Source organism: Pseudomonas synxantha BG33R (assembly GCF_000263715.2).
GTDB lineage: Bacteria > Pseudomonadota > Gammaproteobacteria > Pseudomonadales > Pseudomonadaceae > Aquipseudomonas > Aquipseudomonas synxantha_A.
Window position 1 is genome coordinate 3125638 of record NZ_CM001514.1, and the last position, 20976, is coordinate 3146613.

Annotated in this window: 13 protein-coding genes; 8 read left to right on the forward strand and 5 right to left on the reverse strand. The window is 57.4% G+C overall.

Features of this window, described 5'->3' with window-relative positions; genetic code table 11:
• Positions 1-273: 273 nt before the first annotated feature.
• From PSEBG33_RS13515 to PSEBG33_RS13495, 5 genes are all read left to right on the forward strand, one after another.
• Entirely contained in the window at positions 274-3771 is a 3498-nt protein-coding gene (locus tag PSEBG33_RS13515; RefSeq protein ID WP_005788279.1) for a response regulator, read from the forward strand.
• Positions 3772-4602: a CheR family methyltransferase gene (locus tag PSEBG33_RS13510; RefSeq protein ID WP_171905487.1), complete on the forward strand. Its 831-nt coding sequence runs from the start codon at positions 3772-3774 to the stop codon at positions 4600-4602.
• Entirely contained in the window at positions 4599-5198 is a 600-nt protein-coding gene (locus PSEBG33_RS13505; RefSeq protein WP_005788283.1) for a chemotaxis protein CheB, read from the forward strand. Before PSEBG33_RS13510 ends, PSEBG33_RS13505 begins: the two co-directional genes overlap by 4 nt.
• Positions 5192-6385 carry a hybrid sensor histidine kinase/response regulator gene (locus tag PSEBG33_RS13500; RefSeq protein WP_005788284.1) on the forward strand — a complete coding sequence of 398 codons (1194 nt, stop codon included), beginning with the start codon at positions 5192-5194 and terminating at the stop codon, positions 6383-6385. The genes PSEBG33_RS13505 and PSEBG33_RS13500 overlap by 7 nt, the downstream gene beginning before the upstream one ends.
• Positions 6386-6463: 78 nt before the next feature.
• Entirely contained in the window at positions 6464-6841 is a 378-nt protein-coding gene (locus PSEBG33_RS13495) for a response regulator (protein WP_005788286.1), read from the forward strand.
• 40 nt (positions 6842-6881) lie between these two features.
• On the opposite strand, the gene PSEBG33_RS13490 is transcribed toward PSEBG33_RS13495, so the two are convergent.
• From PSEBG33_RS13490 to PSEBG33_RS13470, 5 genes are all read right to left on the reverse strand, one after another.
• Positions 6882-11507, reverse strand: a complete 4626-nt coding sequence (locus tag PSEBG33_RS13490) for a YopT-type cysteine protease domain-containing protein (protein ID WP_032803540.1) — start codon at positions 11505-11507, stop codon at positions 6882-6884.
• A 253-nt stretch (positions 11508-11760) separates the two neighbouring features.
• Positions 11761-13431, reverse strand: a complete 1671-nt coding sequence (locus PSEBG33_RS13485) for an ATP-binding protein (RefSeq protein ID WP_005788290.1) — start codon at positions 13429-13431, stop codon at positions 11761-11763.
• Positions 13428-14930 (reverse strand): ATPase domain-containing protein, encoded by a 1503-nt coding sequence (locus PSEBG33_RS13480; protein WP_005788292.1) that lies wholly within the window; start codon positions 14928-14930, stop codon positions 13428-13430. The genes PSEBG33_RS13485 and PSEBG33_RS13480 overlap by 4 nt, the downstream gene beginning before the upstream one ends.
• A gap of 132 nt (positions 14931-15062) precedes the next feature.
• Positions 15063-16121, reverse strand: a complete 1059-nt coding sequence (locus tag PSEBG33_RS13475; protein WP_005788294.1) for a HEAT repeat domain-containing protein — start codon at positions 16119-16121, stop codon at positions 15063-15065.
• 76 nt (positions 16122-16197) lie between these two features.
• Positions 16198-17091, reverse strand: a complete 894-nt coding sequence (locus PSEBG33_RS13470) for a bestrophin family protein (protein ID WP_005788297.1) — start codon at positions 17089-17091, stop codon at positions 16198-16200.
• A gap of 245 nt (positions 17092-17336) precedes the next feature.
• Here PSEBG33_RS13470 and PSEBG33_RS13465 point away from each other — a divergent pair, with 245 nt between their 5' ends.
• Genes PSEBG33_RS13465 through PSEBG33_RS13455 form a run of 3 tightly spaced genes read left to right on the forward strand, consistent with a single transcriptional unit; the run spans position 17337 to position 20971 of the window.
• The gene (locus tag PSEBG33_RS13465; protein ID WP_005788299.1) at positions 17337-18986 is read left to right on the forward strand and encodes an AMP-binding protein; all 1650 of its coding nucleotides are present in this window, start codon (positions 17337-17339) and stop codon (positions 18984-18986) included.
• Between the two features lie 21 nt (positions 18987-19007).
• A complete protein-coding gene (locus tag PSEBG33_RS13460; RefSeq protein ID WP_005788301.1) occupies positions 19008-19775 on the forward strand; it encodes an SDR family NAD(P)-dependent oxidoreductase in 768 nt (255 codons plus the stop codon).
• An 11-nt stretch (positions 19776-19786) separates the two neighbouring features.
• Positions 19787-20971 carry an acetyl-CoA C-acyltransferase gene (locus PSEBG33_RS13455; RefSeq protein ID WP_005788302.1) on the forward strand — a complete coding sequence of 395 codons (1185 nt, stop codon included), beginning with the start codon at positions 19787-19789 and terminating at the stop codon, positions 20969-20971.
• The last annotated feature ends 5 nt before the right edge of the window (positions 20972-20976 follow it).

The window sequence follows — 20976 nt, forward strand, 5'->3', positions numbered from 1 at the left end:
CCTTAAATGTGGATAGGAAATGCGCCCTCCTAATGGAGCCTCCTTGTCCCGAGACGCCCTCCTGAGTGGGGGGGTGGATGGGGCAGGTTCCGATACTTCCTACTCCGCTGTGTGAGAAATAACGTCAATAACCGAATGTAAAATAGGCAAAGCCATGGCGTACTTTTTGCTCGCGGGTGATGATTCCTGTGTATTTCGGCCGTAGAAAAATAGCGTTCAAGCGCCACTTTGGGGCAAACTCCCGGTTTTTCCGCACTTGGCCAAGGCATGCCCATGACTCCCGCTTCGTCCGTCGATGAAAAGAGCTTTCGTACCCTGTTGAGCCGAAACGTGGCCCTACCGTTGGGCGTGGGTGTGCTCAGTGCGGTATTTTTCGTCTGCCTGATCACCTATTTACTGTCGGTGATCCAGTGGGTGGAGCACACCGACCGGGTCATCAATAACCTCAATGAAACGTCCAAGCTGACCGTGGACCTTGAAACCGGCATGCGCGGTTTTCTGATCACCGGTGACGAGCATTTTCTCGACCCTTATGAAGTGGCCAAGCCGCGAATCATTGCCGACCTGCGTAATTTGCAAGACCTGGTGGCGGACAACCCCCAGCAGTTCGACCGCCTCAAACGCCTGGAAGCCTTGCAGAACGAGTGGAACACCTACGCCCAGTCGATGATTGATATGCAGCGCCAGAACGGTGACTACCGTGGCGCCGTCAAGGCTGGCCGTGGCAAACGCCTGACGGACGAGATTCGCCGGGAGTACGAAGACGCGGTGGCGATGGAGCAGCAGTTCCGCATCACCCGGAACCAAGAGGTCACCCGCACGACGGTGCTCAGCGTCACCCTGTACCTGGTGTTCGTACTGGGACTGAGTGGTTTTCTTGCTTATATCGGTAGAAAGAATTTAGTTTCACTTTCAGATAGTTACAGTAGAAACCTCGCGTCACAACAGAAGATTGCGCAACGCCTCGAACAGCAAGCCTGGCTACGCAATGGCCAGACCGAACTGGCTGAACAGGTGCTTGGCCAGCTGACCCTGAACATGCTCGGGCGCAACATCCTGCAGTTCTTCGCCCAGTACATGGGCTCGGCCGTTGCCGCTCTATATGTGCGCGAAGAGCACGGCGGCCTCAAGCGCGTGGCCACTTATGGGTTCTCCCGCGAGCAAGAGCAGCAGGAGCAGTCGATCTATAGCGACGAAGGCATCGTCGGGCAGGCCGCCCAGCTGGATCGCCTGATTCGCCTGGACGATGTGCCGGTGGATTACTTCAAGGTCAGCTCCGGCCTGGGCGAAGGCGCTACCCGCAGCGTGCTGGTGATGCCGACCAGCGATGAAGACCGCGTCAACGGCGTGGTTGAACTGGGCTTCCTGCGTGCGCTGGATGAGCGCGATGTTGAACTGCTGGAACTGATTGCCGGCAATATCGGCACCTCTATCGAAGCCGCTCGCTATCGCCAGCGCTTGCAGGAAGTACTGGCCGAAACCCAACAGCTCAACGAAGAGCTGCAAGTGCAGCAGGAAGAACTCAAGACCGCCAACGAAGAGCTGGAAGAACAGTCGCGTATCCTCAAGGAATCCCAGGCCCACCTGGAAACCCAGCAGGCCGAGCTTGAGCAGACCAACGAGCAACTGGCCGCGCAGACCCAGACCCTGGCCGAGCAGCGCGACGCCATGGATCGCAAGAACATCCAGCTCAATCAGGCCCAACTGGAGCTCGAAGACCGCGCCGATGAGTTGCAACGCTCCAGCAAATACAAGTCCGAGTTCCTTGCCAACATGTCCCACGAGCTGCGCACCCCGCTGAACAGCTCGTTGATCCTGGCCAAGTTGCTGGCAGAGAACCCTCAGGAAAACCTCAGCGCCGAGCAGGTCAAGTTTGCCGAGTCGATCTATTCGGCCGGCAATGACTTGCTCAACCTGATCAACGACATTCTGGATATTTCCAAGGTTGAAGCCGGCAAGCTGGAAGTGCGCCCGGAGAACTCCAGTGTGGTACGCCTTGTCGACGGCCTGCGGGGCATGTTCGAGCCGCTGGCGGCAGATCGCAAGCTGGGCTTTGAGGTGGACGTGCAGGAGGGTGCACCGACTTTGCTGTTTACCGATCGGCAGCGTCTGGAGCAGATCCTCAAGAACCTGTTGTCCAACGCCATCAAGTTCACCGAACAGGGTGAGGTCAGCCTGACGGTCTCCAGGGCGCCAGGGGAGGGCATTGCCTTTACCGTGCGCGACTCCGGCATCGGTATCGCCCTGGACCAGCAAGAAAGCATCTTCGAAGCCTTCCGCCAGGCTGATGGCACCACTAATCGCCGTTATGGCGGCACCGGCCTGGGCCTGTCCATTTCCCGCGACCTGGCGGCGTTGCTCGGCGGCTACATCAGCGTGACCAGCGAACCAGGCAAAGGCAGCATTTTCACGCTGGTATTGCCGGAGCAGTACGTGGAGCGTGAGGAAGACGCAGCACCTATCGAGCAACCGCGCCAAGCCGTGGTCGCGCCAAACCCTGCACCGGTGAAGATTTCTCCGCTGCCAGTCACTGATACCCAGCAGATCCCACGTTTTGCCGATGACCGTGAAAAGGCCCCTTTCAGCACCCGCTGCATCCTGGTGGTGGAAGACGAACCCAACTTCGCGCGCATCCTGTTCGACCTGGCCCACGAGCTGGGCTACCACTGCCTGGTCGCCCACGGCGCCGACGAAGGCTACAGCCTTGCCGAGGAATACATCCCGGACGCGATCCTGCTGGACATGCGCCTGCCAGACCATTCCGGGCTGACCGTGCTGCAGCGTCTCAAAGAGCACGCCAACACCCGGCACATCCCCGTGCACGTGATTTCCGTGGAAGACCGCGTCGAAGCTGCCATGCACATGGGCGCCATCGGCTATGCGGTCAAACCCACCACTCGAGAAGAGCTCAAGGACGTGTTCGCCCGCCTGGAAGCCAAGCTGACCCAGAAGGTCAAGCGCGTGCTCCTGGTAGAGGACGACGATCTGCAACGTGACAGCATTGCCCGCCTGATCGGCGACGATGACATCGAGATCACCGCCGTAGGCTTTGCCCAGGAAGCCCTCGACCTGCTGCGCAACAACATCTACGACTGCATGATCATCGACCTCAAGTTGCCGGATATGCTCGGCAATGAGCTGCTCAAACGCATGGCCACCGAAGATATCTGCTCATTCCCGCCGGTAATCGTCTATACCGGGCGTAACCTGACCCGCGATGAAGAAGCTGAGCTGCGCAAGTATTCCCGCTCGATCATCATCAAGGGTGCACGCTCACCTGAACGCCTGCTGGATGAAGTCACACTCTTTCTGCACAAAGTCGAATCCCAGCTGTCCCATGACCGCCAGAAGATGCTCAAGACGGCCCGCAGCCGCGACAAGGTCTTTGAAGGGCGCAAGATCCTGCTGGTGGACGACGATGTACGCAATATCTTCGCCCTGACCAGCGCCCTGGAGCACAAGGGCGCCGTAGTGGTTATCGGGCGTAACGGACGCGAAGCTATCGACAAACTCAACGAAGTCGAAGATGTCGACCTGGTATTGATGGACGTGATGATGCCCGAGATGGACGGTTACGAGGCCACGGCCTTGATCCGCCAGGACCCGCGCTGGAAAAAACTGCCGATCATTGCGGTGACGGCCAAGGCAATGAAAGACGATCAGGAACGCTGCCTGGCGGCCGGCTCCAACGACTACCTGGCCAAGCCAATCGACCTGGACCGTCTGTTCTCGCTGATTCGCGTATGGCTACCGAAGATGGAACGTATTTAAGTGGAGCAGTGTTTTTTGGACAAAAGCAGCGACATTGAGCTGCGCCTGTTGATTGAGGCGATTTACCTCAAGTACAGCTACGACTTTCGTGACTACTCCGGTGCGTCGGTCAAACGGCGCGTTGCCCACGCGTTGCGCCAGTTCGACTGCGCGACTATTTCGGCGCTGCAGGAGCGGGTGCTGCACGACCCGGCAGCGTTCATGCAGTTGCTGCAATTCTTGACGATCCCGGTGAGCGAAATGTTTCGCGACCCGTCGCACTTCCTGGCCATCCGCCAGGAAGTGGTACCGCTGCTCAAGACCTACCCGTCAATCAAGATCTGGATCGCCGGCTGCAGCACGGGCGAGGAGGTATACTCCATGGCCATCCTGTTGCGCGAAGAGGGGTTGCTGGAGCGCACGATCATCTACGCCACGGACATCAATCCGGCATCGCTGGAGAAAGCCAAGCAGGGCATCTTCTCCCTTGAGAACGTTCGCGCCTACACAGCCAATTATCAGCAGGCAGGCGGGCAACGTTCATTCGCCGACTATTACACCGCAGCCTACGATTATGCGATCTTCGACAAGACGCTGCGCGAGAACGTGACCTTCGCCGACCACAGCTTGGCGACCGACAGCGTGTTCTCAGAAACACAATTAATTTCATGCCGTAACGTATTGATTTATTTCAATAAAAAGTTGCAGGATCGCGCATTCGGATTGTTTCATGAGTCGCTGTGTCATCGTGGCTTTCTCGTCTTGGGCAGCAAGGAAACCCTGGATTTTTCTGCCTACAGCAAGCAATTCGAACCCTTGGTCAAACAGGAACGGATCTACCGAAAATCATGAGCGAGGCGCATGACCCCCCGATGCGTGGGATTGAAGCTATCGTTGTCGGCGCTTCCGCCGGCGGCGTTGAGGCCCTGCTGAGCATTTTTGGTGAACTGCCTGTGACCTTCAGCCTGCCGATCATCGCCGTGCTGCACCTGCCGGATGAGCGTCGCAGCCAGTTGGCAGAAGTCTTTGCGCGGCGCTTGAGCATTCCGGTCAAGGAAGCCCGGGACAAAGAGGCGGTCGAGGCGGGCACCTTGTATTTTGCCGGGCCTGGTTATCACTTGTCGGTGGAACATGACCGCAGCCTGTCCCTGAGCCAGGAAGACCGTGTGCACCACTCACGGCCGGCCATCGACTACCTGTTTGCCTCGGCTGCCGATGTGTACGGGCCGCGCCTGCTGGCGATCCTGTTGACCGGCGCAAACCAGGACGGCGCGCAGGGGCTGGCCCACGTCAAGCAATCCGGCGGCACCACCATCGTGCAGGACCCCAAACAGGCACGGATCGCCGTGATGCCCCTGGCGGCCCTGGCCTTGCATACACCTGACCATATTCTTTCCTTGAGCCAGATCGGCTCATTGCTGGCTTCCCTGGAACCCTTCCCATGTTAAGTACTGTCCAGGCCAAACTGCTGATCGTCGACGATCTGCCGGAAAACCTGCTGGCCCTTGAAGCGCTGATCAAGCGCGAGGATCGCCAGGTCTTCAAGGCATTGAGTGCCGACGAGGCGTTGTCCTTGTTGCTGGAACACGAATTCGCCATGGCGATTCTCGACGTGCAGATGCCCGGCATGAACGGTTTCGAACTGGCCGAACTGATGCGCGGCACCGAAAAGACCAAGAACATTCCCATTGTGTTCGTCAGCGCCGCCGGCCGCGAACTCAACTATGCCTTCAAGGGCTATGAAAGCGGGGCGGTAGACTTCCTGCACAAGCCGCTGGACATCCACGCGGTCAAGAGCAAGGTCAATGTGTTCGTCGACCTGTATCGCCAGAGCAAGGCGATGAAGCTGCAAGTCGAGGAACTGGAGCGCAGCCGCCGCGAGCAGGAGCTGTTGCTTACGCGCCTGCAGGCTACACAGGCCGAGCTGGAACAGGCGGTGCGTATGCGTGACGACTTCATGTCGATTGTCGCCCACGAAGTGCGTACGCCTCTGAACGGTCTGATTCTGGAGACCCAGCTGCGCAAGATGCACCTGGCCCGTGACAACGCTGCCGCGTTTACCCTGGACAAGATGCATGCGATGGTCGACCGCGATGAGCGCCAGATCAAAAGCCTGATCCGCCTGATCGAAGACATGCTCGATGTGTCGCGCATCCGCACCGGCAAACTGTCCATACGCCCGGCGCATTTTGATCTGGCGCAACTGGTGCGCAACCTCGTACATAACTTCGAACCACAGGTCGCCGCTGCCGAGTCGTCGATGCAGTTGGTGGCCGACGAGGCTGTGGAAGGCAACTGGGATGAGTTTCGTATCGAGCAGGTGATTACCAACCTGCTGACCAATGCCCTGCGCTACGGGGCCAAAAGCCCGGTGGATGTGCGGGTGTATACCGAGCATGGCGAGGCGCGTGTGGAAGTGCGCGACCGTGGCATTGGTATCAGTGAAGCCAACCAGAAGCGCATTTTTCAGCAGTTCGAACGGGTTTCCGCCAACCATGCCGCCGCTGGCCTGGGCCTGGGGTTGTTTATTTCCGAGCAGATTGTTGCTGCCCATGGCGGCACCATTGAGGTCGAGAGCCAGATAGGCGAGGGCGCCCTGTTTCGGGTGTGCCTGCCCCTTGAGGCGGCTGCGTGAAATCAATCGTCAGCTCAACGCAACCTCTGCGTGACCCCATGGTCGTAACTGCAGCAATTGACCGGACAAAGGCTTCCCATGAGTGAAGATGCGCAAGATGTCGTACTGATCGTCGAGGATGACGAATCCATTATGTTTGTGCTGGGTGAATACCTGGCAGGTTTGGGCTACCGGGTCTTGAAGGCGATCGATGGGGAGCAGGCCTTTGAAATCCTTGCGACCAAGCCGCACCTGGACCTGATGGTCACCGATTATCGCCTGCCTGGCGGGATTTCCGGGGTGCAGATTGCCGAGCCGGCGCTGAAGCTGCGACCGGAACTGAAAGTGATTTTTATCAGCGGCTACCCGCAGGAAATTCTCGACTGCAACAGCCCGATCACGCGCAATGCACCTATCCTCGCCAAGCCGTTTGATTTGGATACGTTGCAAGAGCATATCCAGCGGTTGTTGGCCTGAAGCAAGCGGCGCCATATCGGGCGCCGCGCATTTCATTCAATCAAGGCTGGGCCTTCTTAACGTTTGCGTTTAGTTCACTCGCAGGGGTGTAAGCATATTGTCGCTTGACATTTTCCCCAAGTCCGTCGATGAAATCTTGAAGACCTTTGTGGTTGCCATCGCTAATTTTATAGACGCTGATTCCGGCGCTGGTCTGTGGAAGATTGCCACTCTTGATCATCGCCGCATCAAAGCTCAGGTTATTAGTATTGAAAAGGAATAACTCATTATTGCTGGTTTTTTGTATATACACCGTGTGAGAGAAATCCCCTCCTTCATTGGCATACTTGAAGTTAATAAATCCCGACTCTGTAATGTCAGCGGGATTGAAGGTGGTTTTCAGGCTGTCGGGCTTGATGCCCATGAGTTCAAGGTAGCCGGCTGAATAGTTATTACCGCCTTTGCGATTTGTGGCGGCTACAACGGTGTCGAATACCTGAGGCGAAAGGGTTTTTTCAGCTTGCCCCACGCGTATGGAAGCTTCGTAACAAATCAGCCATCGGTTGCCAGGGTGCGCATGCAGCTTCTCCAAGTTGAGCCTCAGTTCTTCGTTAGTGAGGTTGCGCGGTCTACCCGAAGGGGTCAGTGGCACGTCATATAATGGCTTCACCTCTGAGCTGAGTACACTGTTTTTTTGCAGCCAGGTGTCATCATGATCAAAAACCTTAAACTCAAGAGCGTTCCTGTCAAGGCTGTGAGTTTTATATTGAACATTCAGTTTTTTATCATGGAAAAGTTTCTTCAAGCCACCTTCCATGGCCTCGGCGCTTGAAAACGTTGCCACACCGAAATTTGGGTCATAAAACCAGAATAGCTTTTCGCCCTCTGTTACCTTGATCCCCGCTGACACTGCATGGCCCGGCGTATCGATCATTATCGATTTTTGAACCGGCGAATCGCTCAATTCTTTTATCATGGCTTGATAGGAAAGCTGCCGAGGAGTTTTCCCAGCGTGGAAAGCGGTCTGGCCGCCTACTTGAGTCTGAAGTTTGGTTAGAGCTTGAATGAACTTGCGTGAGGCTGGGTCTGTAGGAAACGCCGCAGCGGTGTAGAGATTTTTAATGAGTTGCGCCTCCTTTCCTTCCTCCATTGCCATCGCCATTACACGGGACAGCGCAGCACTCTGCCCGTCAGACAGCTGTAATGTCTCAGTCAGGTAGACAACTTGCGGCACAGGGATCACGTTGCCGAAGCGAGGTTCTATATTGTCAATGAATCGCGCCGAACCGGAGCGCCCAAAACCGTACGCAATATCATCGTATTTTTTTGCAATAATGCCTACTTGCTCAGCAGTGAGTGTGCTGTCGCCAGCCAACTTCATAATGTCTTCTATTTTTTTAGCTCTGTCCAGTCCAGGCACCTTGCTATAAGCGCCGATATAGTAACCATTATCAAACTCCGCTGTTCCTCGATGCTTTATAACGCTTCCTTTCCACTTGTTGACTATCTCATCGCTTATTTTCTTTTTGGGGTCCGCCGCACTCGCCCAGTTCCCAAATTCTTCCACATTTATTCGCGGAGAGGGTAAGAAGTCTTTGAGGGGAAGCCCGTAGGGTTGCCGGGTAACTGTATCGATGGCATACCATTTGCCATTCTTCTGTGCTGCGACAGTTTCAACGAGTTCTCCATGAATTCTAGCGGTTCCTATCGCGCCGGAATCAAAACCTTTCAACGCTTTTATCGCCTTATAGGTTTCCGGCATAGTCCATTTTATGACTTTTCGGGTGGCTAGTTTGGCCAGGTTTTTTCCGGCAGTTGCAACGCCGCTCACTAGCGTGCCAACGCCGTCCAGTGGATTGAGTGCACCGATGATGCCACGACGGAAAATCTTGGCACCATACTTGAAGTATCGGGATGCGGATGATCCTATCTTCAGGGCTTTTACGCCCTTTGCGGCCGCGTTGAACGAAACGAAAAAACCGAACACATCAAGGGCCAGGTCAACGATACCTTCGCCAACGTTGCCCTTCGCAAAATTATTGACCGCAGAGTAAAACGGAACAAGGTTCAGGAAAAAATCACCTATTTTTTTATTGGTCGATACTTCTGTATCGAACGTCGTCATACCCTTGGCTATTTCTTTATACGACTGAATGTCGGCAATTTTCAACTTTGCATCCGCGATGTAGCGTGTTCGCTCGCTAAAGTAGCTCCTGGGTATCTTGGTGTCGTTTTTTTCATCAAGCAGTTTGTCAGTATAGTTACTGGCAGGGGCAATGGGTGTAAGCAGGTCGAAGCTGTCTCCAGGCTTCATTCCGGGTGGAATAGGCGAACTGCTTGTAGGGGGCGAGCCGATTTTTGCGTCATTCAAATCATCGCGTTTTATAATGGTGTTCTTATGCCAGTCTATTTCATAGGTGTGCGTTTTTTCATCGAGCCTACTACGCAAAAATATTTTTCCCTCATTCCTTGGATGACTCTTTAATTGCCCTGTGGTAGCGGGAAGATTAACGACAGAATGTTGAGCAACGGTGAGCTGCCCATATTCAATCATTTTCCGGTCAGACAGGGGCAGCGATGAAATCAAGTTTTTGGTTTGCGCACTGATTGCCGCTTCATGGTCATCAACGTAAGCGGAAAACTCATGTTCAAATTCAGCCTTTAGAGCTGATACTGACGAAGTTTCCGTGCTCAGTCTTGCTCGAATGGCGGGCAGGCTTATTTTGCTATTACTTGACCGCCATTGTATATCGTCCGGTTTGAGCCTGTTCGTCAGGTACAAATCCACTACCGAATAAGGACCAGGGGAGTCATGATGAGCGGTATCACGAGTGATGCATTTATCTTGAAGATCTTCCAGAGATAAATGTGGTAGAAGCGATTGCAAGTATTTCGCCACTTTTTTCTGAAACTGGGGCATCTGCGTTGCAAGCGTAGTCGACGCTGCGCTCAACTCAGCCACCTGTTTATTAAATGCGTTGCGCACCTCATCCATCTGAGCGCCTGTATACACATCCTCGCCGTTGACGTCCAAGATGCCGTTTACGATACCCCAGTCTTTCAGCGCGTCACTTTGTGCAAGCTGTTCAACGAGCTTTTCCTGAGGATAAAGTGGTATTTGTTCAGCACGGGTCATCACCTGTGCAAATGTCATTTTACTGGTGGAACCAGGTGCCTGGGCTTCGATACGCGCCACCGCAGTGCTGAAACTGACCCATGTGTGCGAGCCAAATTTAACTTCCTCAGGTATATTTTTAACCAAAAGTTCCGGCGCTTTGCGAGACAACAGTACAAACACAGCGAGAGGGGCGGTTCGGGCCGTGGCTTTTCCCTCACGGATCAAGTGTTCACTCAGGGCGCTTCGTATAGCGGATGCACTTTTCCCTCCAAGGTGGGGGGTGGCCAAGTTGAATCCAGCGACCGTGGTTCTCGTTGAAGCGTTTGGGTTCGTGAACACGCTTTCGCTGTCCAAGGAAGTTTGGAGCGCGGCAAGCATCCACTCCATGATAGTGTCAGGCGAAGCTATTTCGCCCAGCTCTGACCTCGCTCTCATGCCCAAGAGTCGTGCTTTGGTGGACTTGAGAAGGTCGTTAAGCACTTGATGAGGATTATCGTTGAGGGCGCTGGCGTCCCAGTGAACGTTACGGGTCCAATGAGCGAGCAAATTGTTGTCTTGCGTATCTTTCAAGTCGTGGCGAATGACAGAGTGGAGCTTGCGCTGATCTTCGTTGCTTAGCAGCGTTGGCCAGGAAAGCGCACCGCCCAGATCTCCGAGAGCAGGCTTAACCGGGGGGACACCCATCAGTGCTTTGGCCACCCCCACAAGTTGATCATAGCTTGTGGGAATCTCTATACCTTGATCTTCCATAAACTGATGCAGGCTTACAGTCGCCCCTGGCATCAGGTTGTGTTCTCGAAAATAGGATGAGGCGGGGTCTACAGTGAATACCGTATTTTTCAACGCCTCCCGTTGGTCCGGTCCAAAAGGCTGTGCGCGTTCTTCCTGAGTGCTATAGGGAATTGCGGAGTTCGATAGCCTTCCCAGCTTTGCAACAAGACTGGCGGTTATCTGGCCACTCACGGCCCTACGATTATTAAAGTCACCCAGTTCGGTCTGTTGCAGACTGAGGTTCTCCCTGAAAGGGCTATGCAAATCTGCTGGTTCGAAAGGGGGCCCCTCCAGCACTTGATCAGCATACTCTTTCAAGATTTCTTTTTGAGCGGGCTTGGGGGTGGAGCCATCAAAGGGAACATGCTTGTGATAAAAGAAACCGATGTCTTGCGCCTGTGCGGTATCTTTCTCCCCGATCGTAACAACCCCGCCGTACGGCGTCAGCGCTTTGACGGCACTCATGAGCAGAGGCCAGCCAGGAAAGTCGTATACGCTTACAGCGCCGCCGGCCCAGTCGGAAATGATGGTGCCATTGCGGGCATCAATCTTGATGGGGGAGGATAGGTCAATGTTCTTATCGGCTGCCCAATCCTTCATTGCGCGGCTTTCAATAATATCATGCAGATGCCTTCGCCATTGTCCGAAGGAAGAGTTTGGCGGGATGTCTATCTTTAACTTTTTATAGTCCAGATTCTGCTCTTGAATGACCGGACTTTTTAGTGCATTTGCGTACCTCCTGGTTAGGATCCAGTCCCCCGCTGCCTGAGGTGTTTCATCAGAGGACTCGCTAACCACGGGAGCCTCTTCCATTGGAGACGGAGAGGCGGTGAGCGCGCGTGCGTCGTGCCCAACAGGTGGGGTTTCGATCTGGACAACCAACGGGCTTGCGGTGGAAGAGGACGTTATCACTGACGGAATTCTCTTAGTCGATGCTGATTGAAGTATTTTTTCATACGAAACTCGCTATCGTTTCGTGGAAAAAAACAGGCATCGATTCCATCTGTTCAACATCGATCCATGACAATTCGTTACATAGCGGCGTGCATGTCTACGCCTGGATCATCTCCCGCACCTTGGCCGTCAGTAAATCAAACGTGAACGGCTTGGTGATCAGCTGCATTCCCGGGTCCAGGAAGCCACCCCGTACGGCCGCGTGCTCAGCGTATCCGGTAATAAAGAGCACCTTCAGCTCTGGACGAGCCTGGCGGCCAATTTCGGCCAGTTGCCGGCCGTTCATTCCCGGCAGACCGACATCGCTGATCATCAGGTCAATGCGCTGCTCGGACTCAATGATCGGCAACGCCGTATCCGCGTCACCTGCCTCGACGAACCCGTAACCCAGTTCTTTGAGCACAGTGCTGACCAACACCCGTACCGCGGGGTCATCCTCGACGATCAATACAGTCTCACCCGTCGTAGCAAATGGTAGCGACGTTGGATTGAGCGGCTCCTGGGGCTTCATCTCGCCGACAAATCGCGGCAGGAACAAACTCACCGTGGTGCCTTTACCAATCTCGCTATGAATCGTCACATGACCGTGGGACTGGCGAGCAAAGCCATAGATCATCGACAGCCCAAGCCCCGTGCCCTGGCCGATCGGCTTGGTGGTGAAGAACGGATCAAACACCCGACCCATCAGGTGTTCCGGGATACCACAGCCGGTATCACTGACGCTCAGTTCTACATAATCACCCGGCTTTAACGTGCCGTAAGCGGCAGTGAACACGCTGTCCAGGTGCCGATTGGTGGTTTCAACCGTCAGGCGGCCGCCGCCGGGCATGGCATCGCGAGCGTTGATCACCAGGTTGAGCAGGGCGCTTTCCAGTTGATTGGGGTCGGCTTCGGCGGTCCACAAGGCACTGTCCAGACGCATGTCCAGGGCGATGCTTTCATTGATGCTGCGTTGCAGTAACTCGCCCATGGAACTCACGAGCTGGTTGATCGCCACAGGCTTGGAGTCCAGGGACTGGCGACGCGAAAACGCCAGCAGGCGATGGGTGAGGCTCGCAGCACGGTTGGCAGAGGTCACGCCCAGGTCGATCAGGCTGTCCAGGTCATCCAGCTTGCCGCGGGACACGCGCCTGCGCAGCAATTCCAGGCTGCCGATAATTCCGGTGAGCATATTGTTGAAGTCATGGGCGATACCGCCGGTCAACTGGCCGACGGCTTCCATTTTCTGCGATTGGCGCAACGCTTCTTCGTTGTTGCGCAGTTGCGCAGTGCGTTCTTCCACTTGCTGTTCGAGGGTTTCCAGGGTGCGCTGCAAATGCAATTCACTCTGGCTCAAGTCGATCAGTCGGTCGCGCGCTTCGTATTGGCGTCGACGACCGCGCAGGGCAGTGCTGACCAGGCTGATCAGCGTCACAGGATGAAACGGGCGTTCAAGGAACGTGACGTTGCCCAGTAGCCCGCTCAAGTGTGAAGAGCCGTTTTGTTCACTGCCGCCGTGATGGGTCATCAACACAATGGGCAGGTCCGACCAGGCCGGCTGTTGGTGCAGGAACTCCAGCAAAGGTTCCAGGTTCACGCCACGCAAGGCTTCAGCCGCAATGATGAGCAGGCCGGCACCCTCGTTCAGCGCTGCGCACAAATCTTCAAGACTGCCGGCAACCACACCTTGGTAACCGGCTTCATTGAGCATCATCAGCGCGAGTGAGCTGTCTCGTCCCAGGGGCGCAAGGATGATGGCTCGTTCGAAGGCAGAAGGAGGCGGAGTCACACGTCCTCTTCCTTGAGCAGGGGTGAACCGGCGCCCATGTAGGTCGGAATGCCGCGCAACACGCCCTGGAAATTATCCAGTGGTTGGCCGACGGTCATGCCGCGACTGCTGATACGGTACTCACGTATGGTCGACTCGTGGGAACCCGTGCGTTTCTTGATAATGGAAATCGCGCGGCGGACCTTGCCCAGTGCTTCGAAATAACGCAGCAAGATAACGGTGTCGGCCAGGTAGGTGATGTCTACCGGGGTTTGCATATCGCCGACCAGGCCATGCTGGGCAACGGTCATAAAGGTCGCAGCGCCGCGGCGGTTGAGATAGAGCAGCAGTTCGTGCATATGCAGGATCAGTGCGTTTTCTTCCGGCATCGCCGCTTGATAACCATTGATACTGTCGATTACCACCGTCTTGATACCGCGTTCGTCCACACAACGTCGTACCCGATGGGAAAACTCACCCGGGGACAACTCGGCCGCGTCCACCTGTTCGATCAACAGATTGCCGGTCGCTTGCATAGCCTCCAGGTCAATACCCATGTTCTTCATGCGCTCGAACAGCAGCCCCATCTCTTCGTCAAAGATGAACAGTGCGGCCTTTTCTCCGCGCTCTACGGCGGCGGCGGCAAAAATCATCGAGATCAAGGATTTGCCGGTACCGGCCGGACCGAGGATCAGACTGCTGGAGCCGGTCTCGACACCGCCGCCCATCAAGGCATCCAGTTCGGCAATGCCGCTGCTCATGGTTTGCCGTACATAGCCACCACGGTGCTCGGCCGCCACCAGACGCGGGAACACATGTACACCGTCTCCCATGATGGTGAAGTCGTGGAAGCCGCCCCGGTATTTCTGCCCGCGGTACTTAACGATTCGCACACGACGGCGTTCGGCGCCGTAGTCAGGGGTCAACTCTTCCAGGCGGATGACGCCGTGAGCCACGCTGTGCACGGTTTTGTCGAGAGACTCGGTGGTCAGGTCATCGAGCAGCAGTACCGTGGCGTCATAACGCACGAAGTAGTGCTTGATCGCCAGGATTTGCCGGCGATAGCGCAGCGAGCTTTGCGCGAGCAGACGGATCTCCGACAGACTGTCGACCACCACGCGGGTCGGTTTGACGCGTTCCACCACTTCGAAAATCTGCCGGGTGGCTTCGCCCAGCTCCAGGTCGGAGGAATACAGCAAGCTCTGCTGATGCTCTGCATTGAGCAAGCTTTCGGGCGGGGTCAATTCGAAGATATGGATATTGTCGTCCAGGTCCCAACCGTGGGATTTGGCACCTTGGCGCAGTTCCCGCTCGGTTTCTGACAAGGTGATATACAGCGATTTTTCACCTTTTTTCGCCCCTGCCTGCAAAAAGTGCAGGGCGACGGTGGTTTTACCGGTGCCCGGCTCACCTTCAAGGAGAAACAAATGGCTACGTGATAGCCCGCCGGAAAGAATGTCATCAAGACCTTCGATGCCGGTGGCCGCCTTTTCACTTAAAAGCGCATTGGATGTAGACAAGAAGTGCCCTCAGGTCACGTACAAGTTGGGTGCACGCCGAAGGGGCGCGCCATATTCACTTGACCGTATCGGCATGTGGCGGTTCAACGTTTCTTAAGAATTGCAGCTGTGTAGGAGCGCGCAAGCTCGTTCCTACAGGCCTTGCTGCAAGGCCGGATCATCCGGGTTCTGCTGCTCCAACTGTGCCAGCAGCACCTGGACGTTCTGCAATTGGCCGCTCTCTTTCCAGTAATTGACCAGCAGTACACGTGCTTTGCGATTGGCCGGGTGGCGCTGAACGATCTCTTCCAACTGACGCTGGGCCGCCTCCAGTTCATCCTGGTCGTGCAGTGTGGTGGCCAGGTCAAAGCGATAATCCTGGTTGTCCGGCTCAAGCTCCACCGCCTTGGACAGGCCGAGCAAGGCATAGGGGCGCTCGCCGTGGTGCAGCAACCACATGCCCAGCGCGTGTTGCAGGTAGGCCGACTCCGGATGCGCCGCCAATTGCTGCGCCAACAGTTGGCGCGACTCCTCGGTCTTGCCTTGCTTGTCCAGCAGTTCGATTTGCGCCACGCCTGCTTGCAGGTTGTCCGGCTCCAGGCGCATTGCCTGTTCCAGAGCGTCTTGCGCCGGTGCCAGCATCGCGCTGTGGATGTACAGGCGCGCCAGTTGGATCCAGCCTTGCGCGGTTTCGGGCTGGGCCTTGAGGGTTTTTACAAATTCGTCGAGTACCTGCTGCAAGGGGCCGAAATACAAGCCCAGGGTGTCTGGCGACAGACCGAGCAGGGCATTGGCCGCAGCAAAGCGCACAGCCTGTTCGGGATCATCCAGTACCGGACCGAGCAACAGGGTGCGCTGGCCGCTAGGTACCAGGCCGACGATGCTGTGGATCGCCGCTTCGCGAACCATTGCAGATTCATCGGCCAGGTCTTTATCCGCCAGCTTCAGCGCTTGGGGGCTGGGGTAATTGGGCAATTGGGCGTGCAGGGCGGCACGGCGCTCAGGCGACAGATCAGGCCGTCCCAACTGTTGGTACAACACGCGCGCAGCGCCCGGCTCACCGTTTTGGGCCTGTTTCAACGCCTTGGAATAACCGTGGGCAATGGCGGGCGCCACGGTGACTTGAGGGGTGCGAGAGAAAAACCAAGTGATCGACACGATCAACAACAGGGCGCACAGGCCGATGATGGAGTTACGGCGTGACTTTGACATGCGGGCGTCCGAAAGCTGTGGTTGCTAGTGCAAAGCCATCAGCTTCGGTCAGTGCAGGGCCAGTGTCAAACCGGCGTCAGGTCAGCACGTACTCCACCGGTTGCGGCGCAGCAGGCAAGTCGACTTCACCGAGGGCCGCCAGGATCTCGCGCTCCAGGGTTCGCAGGATGGCATCGCACGGCAGGTCGTTTTCGTCAAAGCCAAACGGGTCTTCCAATTCATCGCCGATCGCATCCAGACCAAAGAAGGTGTAGCTGACGATCGCGGTGAACACCGGCGTCAACCAGCCCAGCGGTTCGGCCATGGCGAAGGGCAACAGGATGCAGAACAGGTAAATGGTGCGGTGTAGCAGCAGGGTGTAGGGGAAGGGCAGCGGAGTGGTCTTGATACGCTCACAGGACGCCTGCACCTGGCTGAGGCCGACCAACCGAGCTTCCAGCTGGGTGTAGCGCCATTCACTGATCACACCCTGCCGGGCCAGCACGCACAACCGCGCACCGAGCATCTGCAGCACGCTGTCAGGCAAGTTGGGGTGGCTCGCGCGCACGGTAACCCAGGGCTGCATGGCGCGCACCTCATCTTCATGGCGCAAATGCGCGATCAAGCCATGGGCAAAACCGCATAGCTCACGCAGCAACTCGGCCCGCTCGGGAGTATCGCCGAGCACCTGGGTTTCACGAATCAGCGAGCGTACCTCGATGATCATCTGCCCCAGTTGCTTGCGGCCTTCCCACCAGCGGTCGTAGCAGGCGTTGTTGCGAAAACTCATGAAGATCGACAACGACAAGCCCAGCAAGGTAAAGGGCGTAGCGTTGACCTTGGAAAAATAGGCGGGGTGCAGGGTTTCCACCAGCACGATGACCGAGGCCAGCAGCGTGACCATCAGGCTGCGCCAGGCAATGCGCTTGGCAATCGAGCCCTTGAGGGAAAACAGGATGCCCAGCAGGTTGGGCTTGGGGCGAACGATCATGGCAGGCTTCTGTGAGGGTGCAGGCATCAGGGTAGAAGCTGGCTTGCAGAGCGTCCAATCACTTGGATCGACCGTTTGATCGGTGGGATCAATGATCGGCGTACCCGCCGGTAGCAGGATTGGCCAAACCAGTCAGCCAAGTTGAAGGCTTTGACCATTGCCCCTGCAGCGCTCTGGAGCGACTATTTCAGCCGATTTATCCAGTTAAAAAGTCCTGAAAATAAAAATACAGAAGGATTGAAACGATGCGTGAGTATTTGGCCGCCACCACCGAGTTTGATTATCAGCGCACTGTCGATGCCGCACTGGCTGGCAACCTGCAGGCGCTCAATGCCTGCGTGGAGTGCTGTGACCGCCACGCGCTGCCAGGGCGCATCGCGTTGTTCTGGGAGGGTCGGGACGGGCGCAGCGCCACGTCGACCTTTACCGAATTGCAGGATCAGGCCGCACGCTTCGCCAACTTCCTCCTGGCCCAGGGCGTCAAGCGCGGCGACAAGGTGGCGGGCCTGCTGCCACGTACGGCCGAGTTGCTGGTGGTGGTGTTCGCAACCTGGCGCATCGGCGCGGTGTATCAGCCGCTGTTTACCGCCTTCGGCCCCAAGGCCATTGAACATCGCCTGACCAGCTCCGGCGCGGCGCTGGTGGTCACCGACGCGGTGAACCGCCCGAAGCTGGCCGATGTCGCCGGCTGCCCGACCATTGTCACGGTCACCGGCGCCAAGGGCGAGGGCATCGTGCGTGGCGACTATAGCTTCTGGGCTGAGCTGCCCAACTACTCCAACGTCTGCGAGCCGGTGTTGCTGGGCGCGGAGGATCCGTTCCTGCTGATGTTCACTTCGGGCACCACCGGTCCCTCCAAAGCACTCTCGGTGCCGCTCAAAGCCATTGTCGCGTTCCAGGGCTATATGCGCGACGCCGTGGACTTGCGCCCTGAAGACGCGTTCTGGAACGTCGCCGACCCCGGTTGGGCCTATGGCATCTATTTCGGTGTGACCGGGCCGTTGTCCATGGGGCATCCGATTACCTTCTACGACGGCCCGTTCACCCTGGAAAGCACCTGCCGGGTCATCAATAAGTACGCGATCACCAACCTGACTGGCTCGCCCACGGCGTATCGATTGCTGATTGCCGGCGGCGAGCAGTTCGCCCGTTCAATCAAGGGCAAGCTGCGCATCGTCAGCAGTGCCGGCGAGCCGTTGAACCCGGAGGTGATCCGCTGGTTCGCCGACAACCTGGAGGTGACCATCCACGACCACTACGGTCAGACCGAGCTGGGCATGGTCTTGTGCAATCACCACGGCCTGACGCATCCGGTGCATGTGGGCTCGGCGGGGTTCGCTTCGCCCGGGCACCGCATCGTGGTGCTGGATGACAACCACCAGGAACTGCCAGCCGGGCAGCCCGGCATTCTGGCCATCGACCGCGAGCAATCGCCGATGTGCTGGTTTGCCGGCTACGACGGTGTGAAAACCAAAGCCTTCGTCGGCAAGTACTACCTCAGTGGCGATACGGTGGAATTGAACCCCGACGGCAGTATCAGTTTTGTCGGGCGCAGCGATGACGTGATTACCACTTCCGGCTACCGCGTGGGGCCATTCGATGTCGAAAGCGCCCTGGTCGAACACCCGGCGGTGGTCGAGGCCGCCGTGGTCGGCAAACCTTGCCCTGAGCGTACTGAACTGGTGAAAGCCTTCGTGGTGATCAGCGAGCAATACCGCGCCACCCCGGAACTGGCCGAAGAGCTGCGCCTGCATGTACGCCAGCGCCTGGCCGCCCATGCTTACCCACGGGAAATCGAATTTGTCAGCGACTTGCCCAAAACCCCGAGCGGCAAGCTGCAACGCTTCATTTTGCGCAATCAGGAAATAGCCAAGGCCCAGGCGGCCGTGGCTTGATCCCTTTCAAAGGAAACAACGATGCAGATTGAAAACAAGGTATTTCTGGTCAGCGGCGGTGCTTCTGGCCTCGGCGCGGCCACGGCTGACATGCTCATCGCGGCCGGCGCCAAAGTCATGCTGGTGGACTTGAACGCTGACGCCGTTGCCGCCAAGGCCACGCAACTGGGCGACAACGCTCGTAGCACCGTGGCAGATATCTGCCAGGAAGCCGCTGCTGAAACTGCCGTGAAGGCAGCGGTGGAGGCGTTTGGTGGTTTGCATGGCCTGATCAACTGCGCCGGTGTCGTGCGCGGCGAGAAAATCCTTGGCAAGAACGGCCCGCATGGGCTGGCCAGCTTTGCCCAGGTGATCAACGTCAACCTGATCGGCAGCTTCAACCTCTTGCGCCTGGCCGCTGCGGCGATCGCAGAAACCGAAGCGAATGCCGACGGCGAGCGCGGTGTGATCATCAATACCGCCTCGGTGGCGGCATTCGATGGGCAGATCGGCCAGGCCGCGTATGCCGCGTCCAAAGGTGCGATTGCCAGTTTGACGTTGCCCGCCGCACGGGAACTGGCGCGTTTCGGCATCCGCGTGATGACCATCGCGCCGGGCATTTTCGAGACCCCGATGATGGCCGGCATGACCCCGGAAGTTCGCGACTCCCTGGCCGCTGGCGTGCCGTTTCCACCGCGCCTGGGCAAACCCGCCGAATATGCCGCGCTGGTGCGACATATCCTTGAAAACAGCATGCTCAATGGTGAGGTGATCCGTCTCGACGGTGCCTTGCGTATGGCCGCCAAGTAAGGAATGCCTGTATGAACGACCCTATTGTGATTGTCAGCGCTGTGCGCACGCCCATGGGCGGGTTCCAGGGCGACCTCAAAAGCCTGACCGCACCGCAGCTGGGCGCTGCAGCGATTCGTGCCGCCGTTGAACGCGCCGGTATCGCCACCGATGCGGTGGACGAGGTGTTGTTTGGCTGCGTACTGCCGGCCGGGCTCGGGCAGGCACCGGCACGCCAGGCGGCCCTGGGCGCCGGGCTGGACAAGGGCACCCGCTGCACCACCCTGAACAAGATGTGCGGCTCGGGCATGGAGGCGACGATTCTCGCCCACGACTCATTGCGCGCCGGCAGCGTCGATGTGGTGATCGCCGGCGGCATGGAAAGCATGTCTAACGCACCGTACCTGCTGGATCGTGCACGCAGCGGCTATCGCATGGGCCACGGCAAGGTACTTGACCATATGTTTCTCGATGGCCTGGAGGATGCCTACGACAAGGGCCGCCTGATGGGCACCTTTGCCGAAGACTGCGCCGAGCACAACGGCTTTACCCGGGAAGCTCAGGATGCCTTCGCCATCGCCTCGCTGACGCGCGCGCAGGAGGCCATCACCCACGGCAGCTTCGCCAGCGAGATCGTCCCGGTGCAGGTCACCGTGGGCAAGGAACAAAAAACCATCCTGCACGATGAACAGCCGCCTAAAGCCAGGTTGGACAAGATCGCCAGCCTGAAGCCGGCCTTCCGTGAAGGCGGCACCGTCACCGCGGCCAATTCTAGCTCGATCTCCGACGGCGCCGCGGCATTGCTGCTGATGCGCGAGTCGGACGCCCATAAACGTGGCCTCAAACCGTTGGCGGTGATCCACGGGCACGCCGCGTTTGCCGATGAGCCGGGGCTGTTTCCGGTGGCGCCGGTGGGGGCGATTCGCACGTTGATGAGCAAGACCGGTTGGCGCCTGGAAGACGTCGACCTGTTCGAAATCAACGAAGCCTTTGCCGTGGTCAGCCTGGTGACCATGAGCAAGCTTGCGATCCCTCACGACAAGGTCAACGTGCATGGCGGTGCGTGCGCCCTGGGCCATCCTATTGGTGCTTCGGGTGCGCGGATCCTGGTGACACTGCTCTCGGCCCTGCGCCAGAAGGGCCTCAAACGTGGCGTCGCGGCCATTTGTATCGGCGGCGGTGAAGCCACGGCCATGGCCGTTGAATGCCTCTACTAAGGATG

Bases quoted from the DNA above. Each gene is read 5' to 3' on its own strand.
- PSEBG33_RS13500 (WP_005788284.1), top strand. From the start codon at position 5,192: ATGTTAAGTACTGTCCAGGCCAAACTGCTGATCGTCGACGATCTGCCG.
- PSEBG33_RS13475 (WP_005788294.1), bottom strand. From the start codon at position 16,121: ATGTCAAAGTCACGCCGTAACTCCATCATCGGCCTGTGCGCCCTGTTG.
- PSEBG33_RS13465 (WP_005788299.1), top strand. From the start codon at position 17,337: ATGCGTGAGTATTTGGCCGCCACCACCGAGTTTGATTATCAGCGCACT.
- PSEBG33_RS13515 (WP_005788279.1), top strand. From the start codon at position 274: ATGACTCCCGCTTCGTCCGTCGATGAAAAGAGCTTTCGTACCCTGTTG.
- PSEBG33_RS13460 (WP_005788301.1), top strand. From the start codon at position 19,008: ATGCAGATTGAAAACAAGGTATTTCTGGTCAGCGGCGGTGCTTCTGGC.
- PSEBG33_RS13505 (WP_005788283.1), top strand. From the start codon at position 4,599: ATGAGCGAGGCGCATGACCCCCCGATGCGTGGGATTGAAGCTATCGTT.
- PSEBG33_RS13470 (WP_005788297.1), bottom strand. From the start codon at position 17,091: ATGATCGTTCGCCCCAAGCCCAACCTGCTGGGCATCCTGTTTTCCCTC.
- PSEBG33_RS13455 (WP_005788302.1), top strand. From the start codon at position 19,787: ATGAACGACCCTATTGTGATTGTCAGCGCTGTGCGCACGCCCATGGGC.
- PSEBG33_RS13495 (WP_005788286.1), top strand. From the start codon at position 6,464: ATGAGTGAAGATGCGCAAGATGTCGTACTGATCGTCGAGGATGACGAA.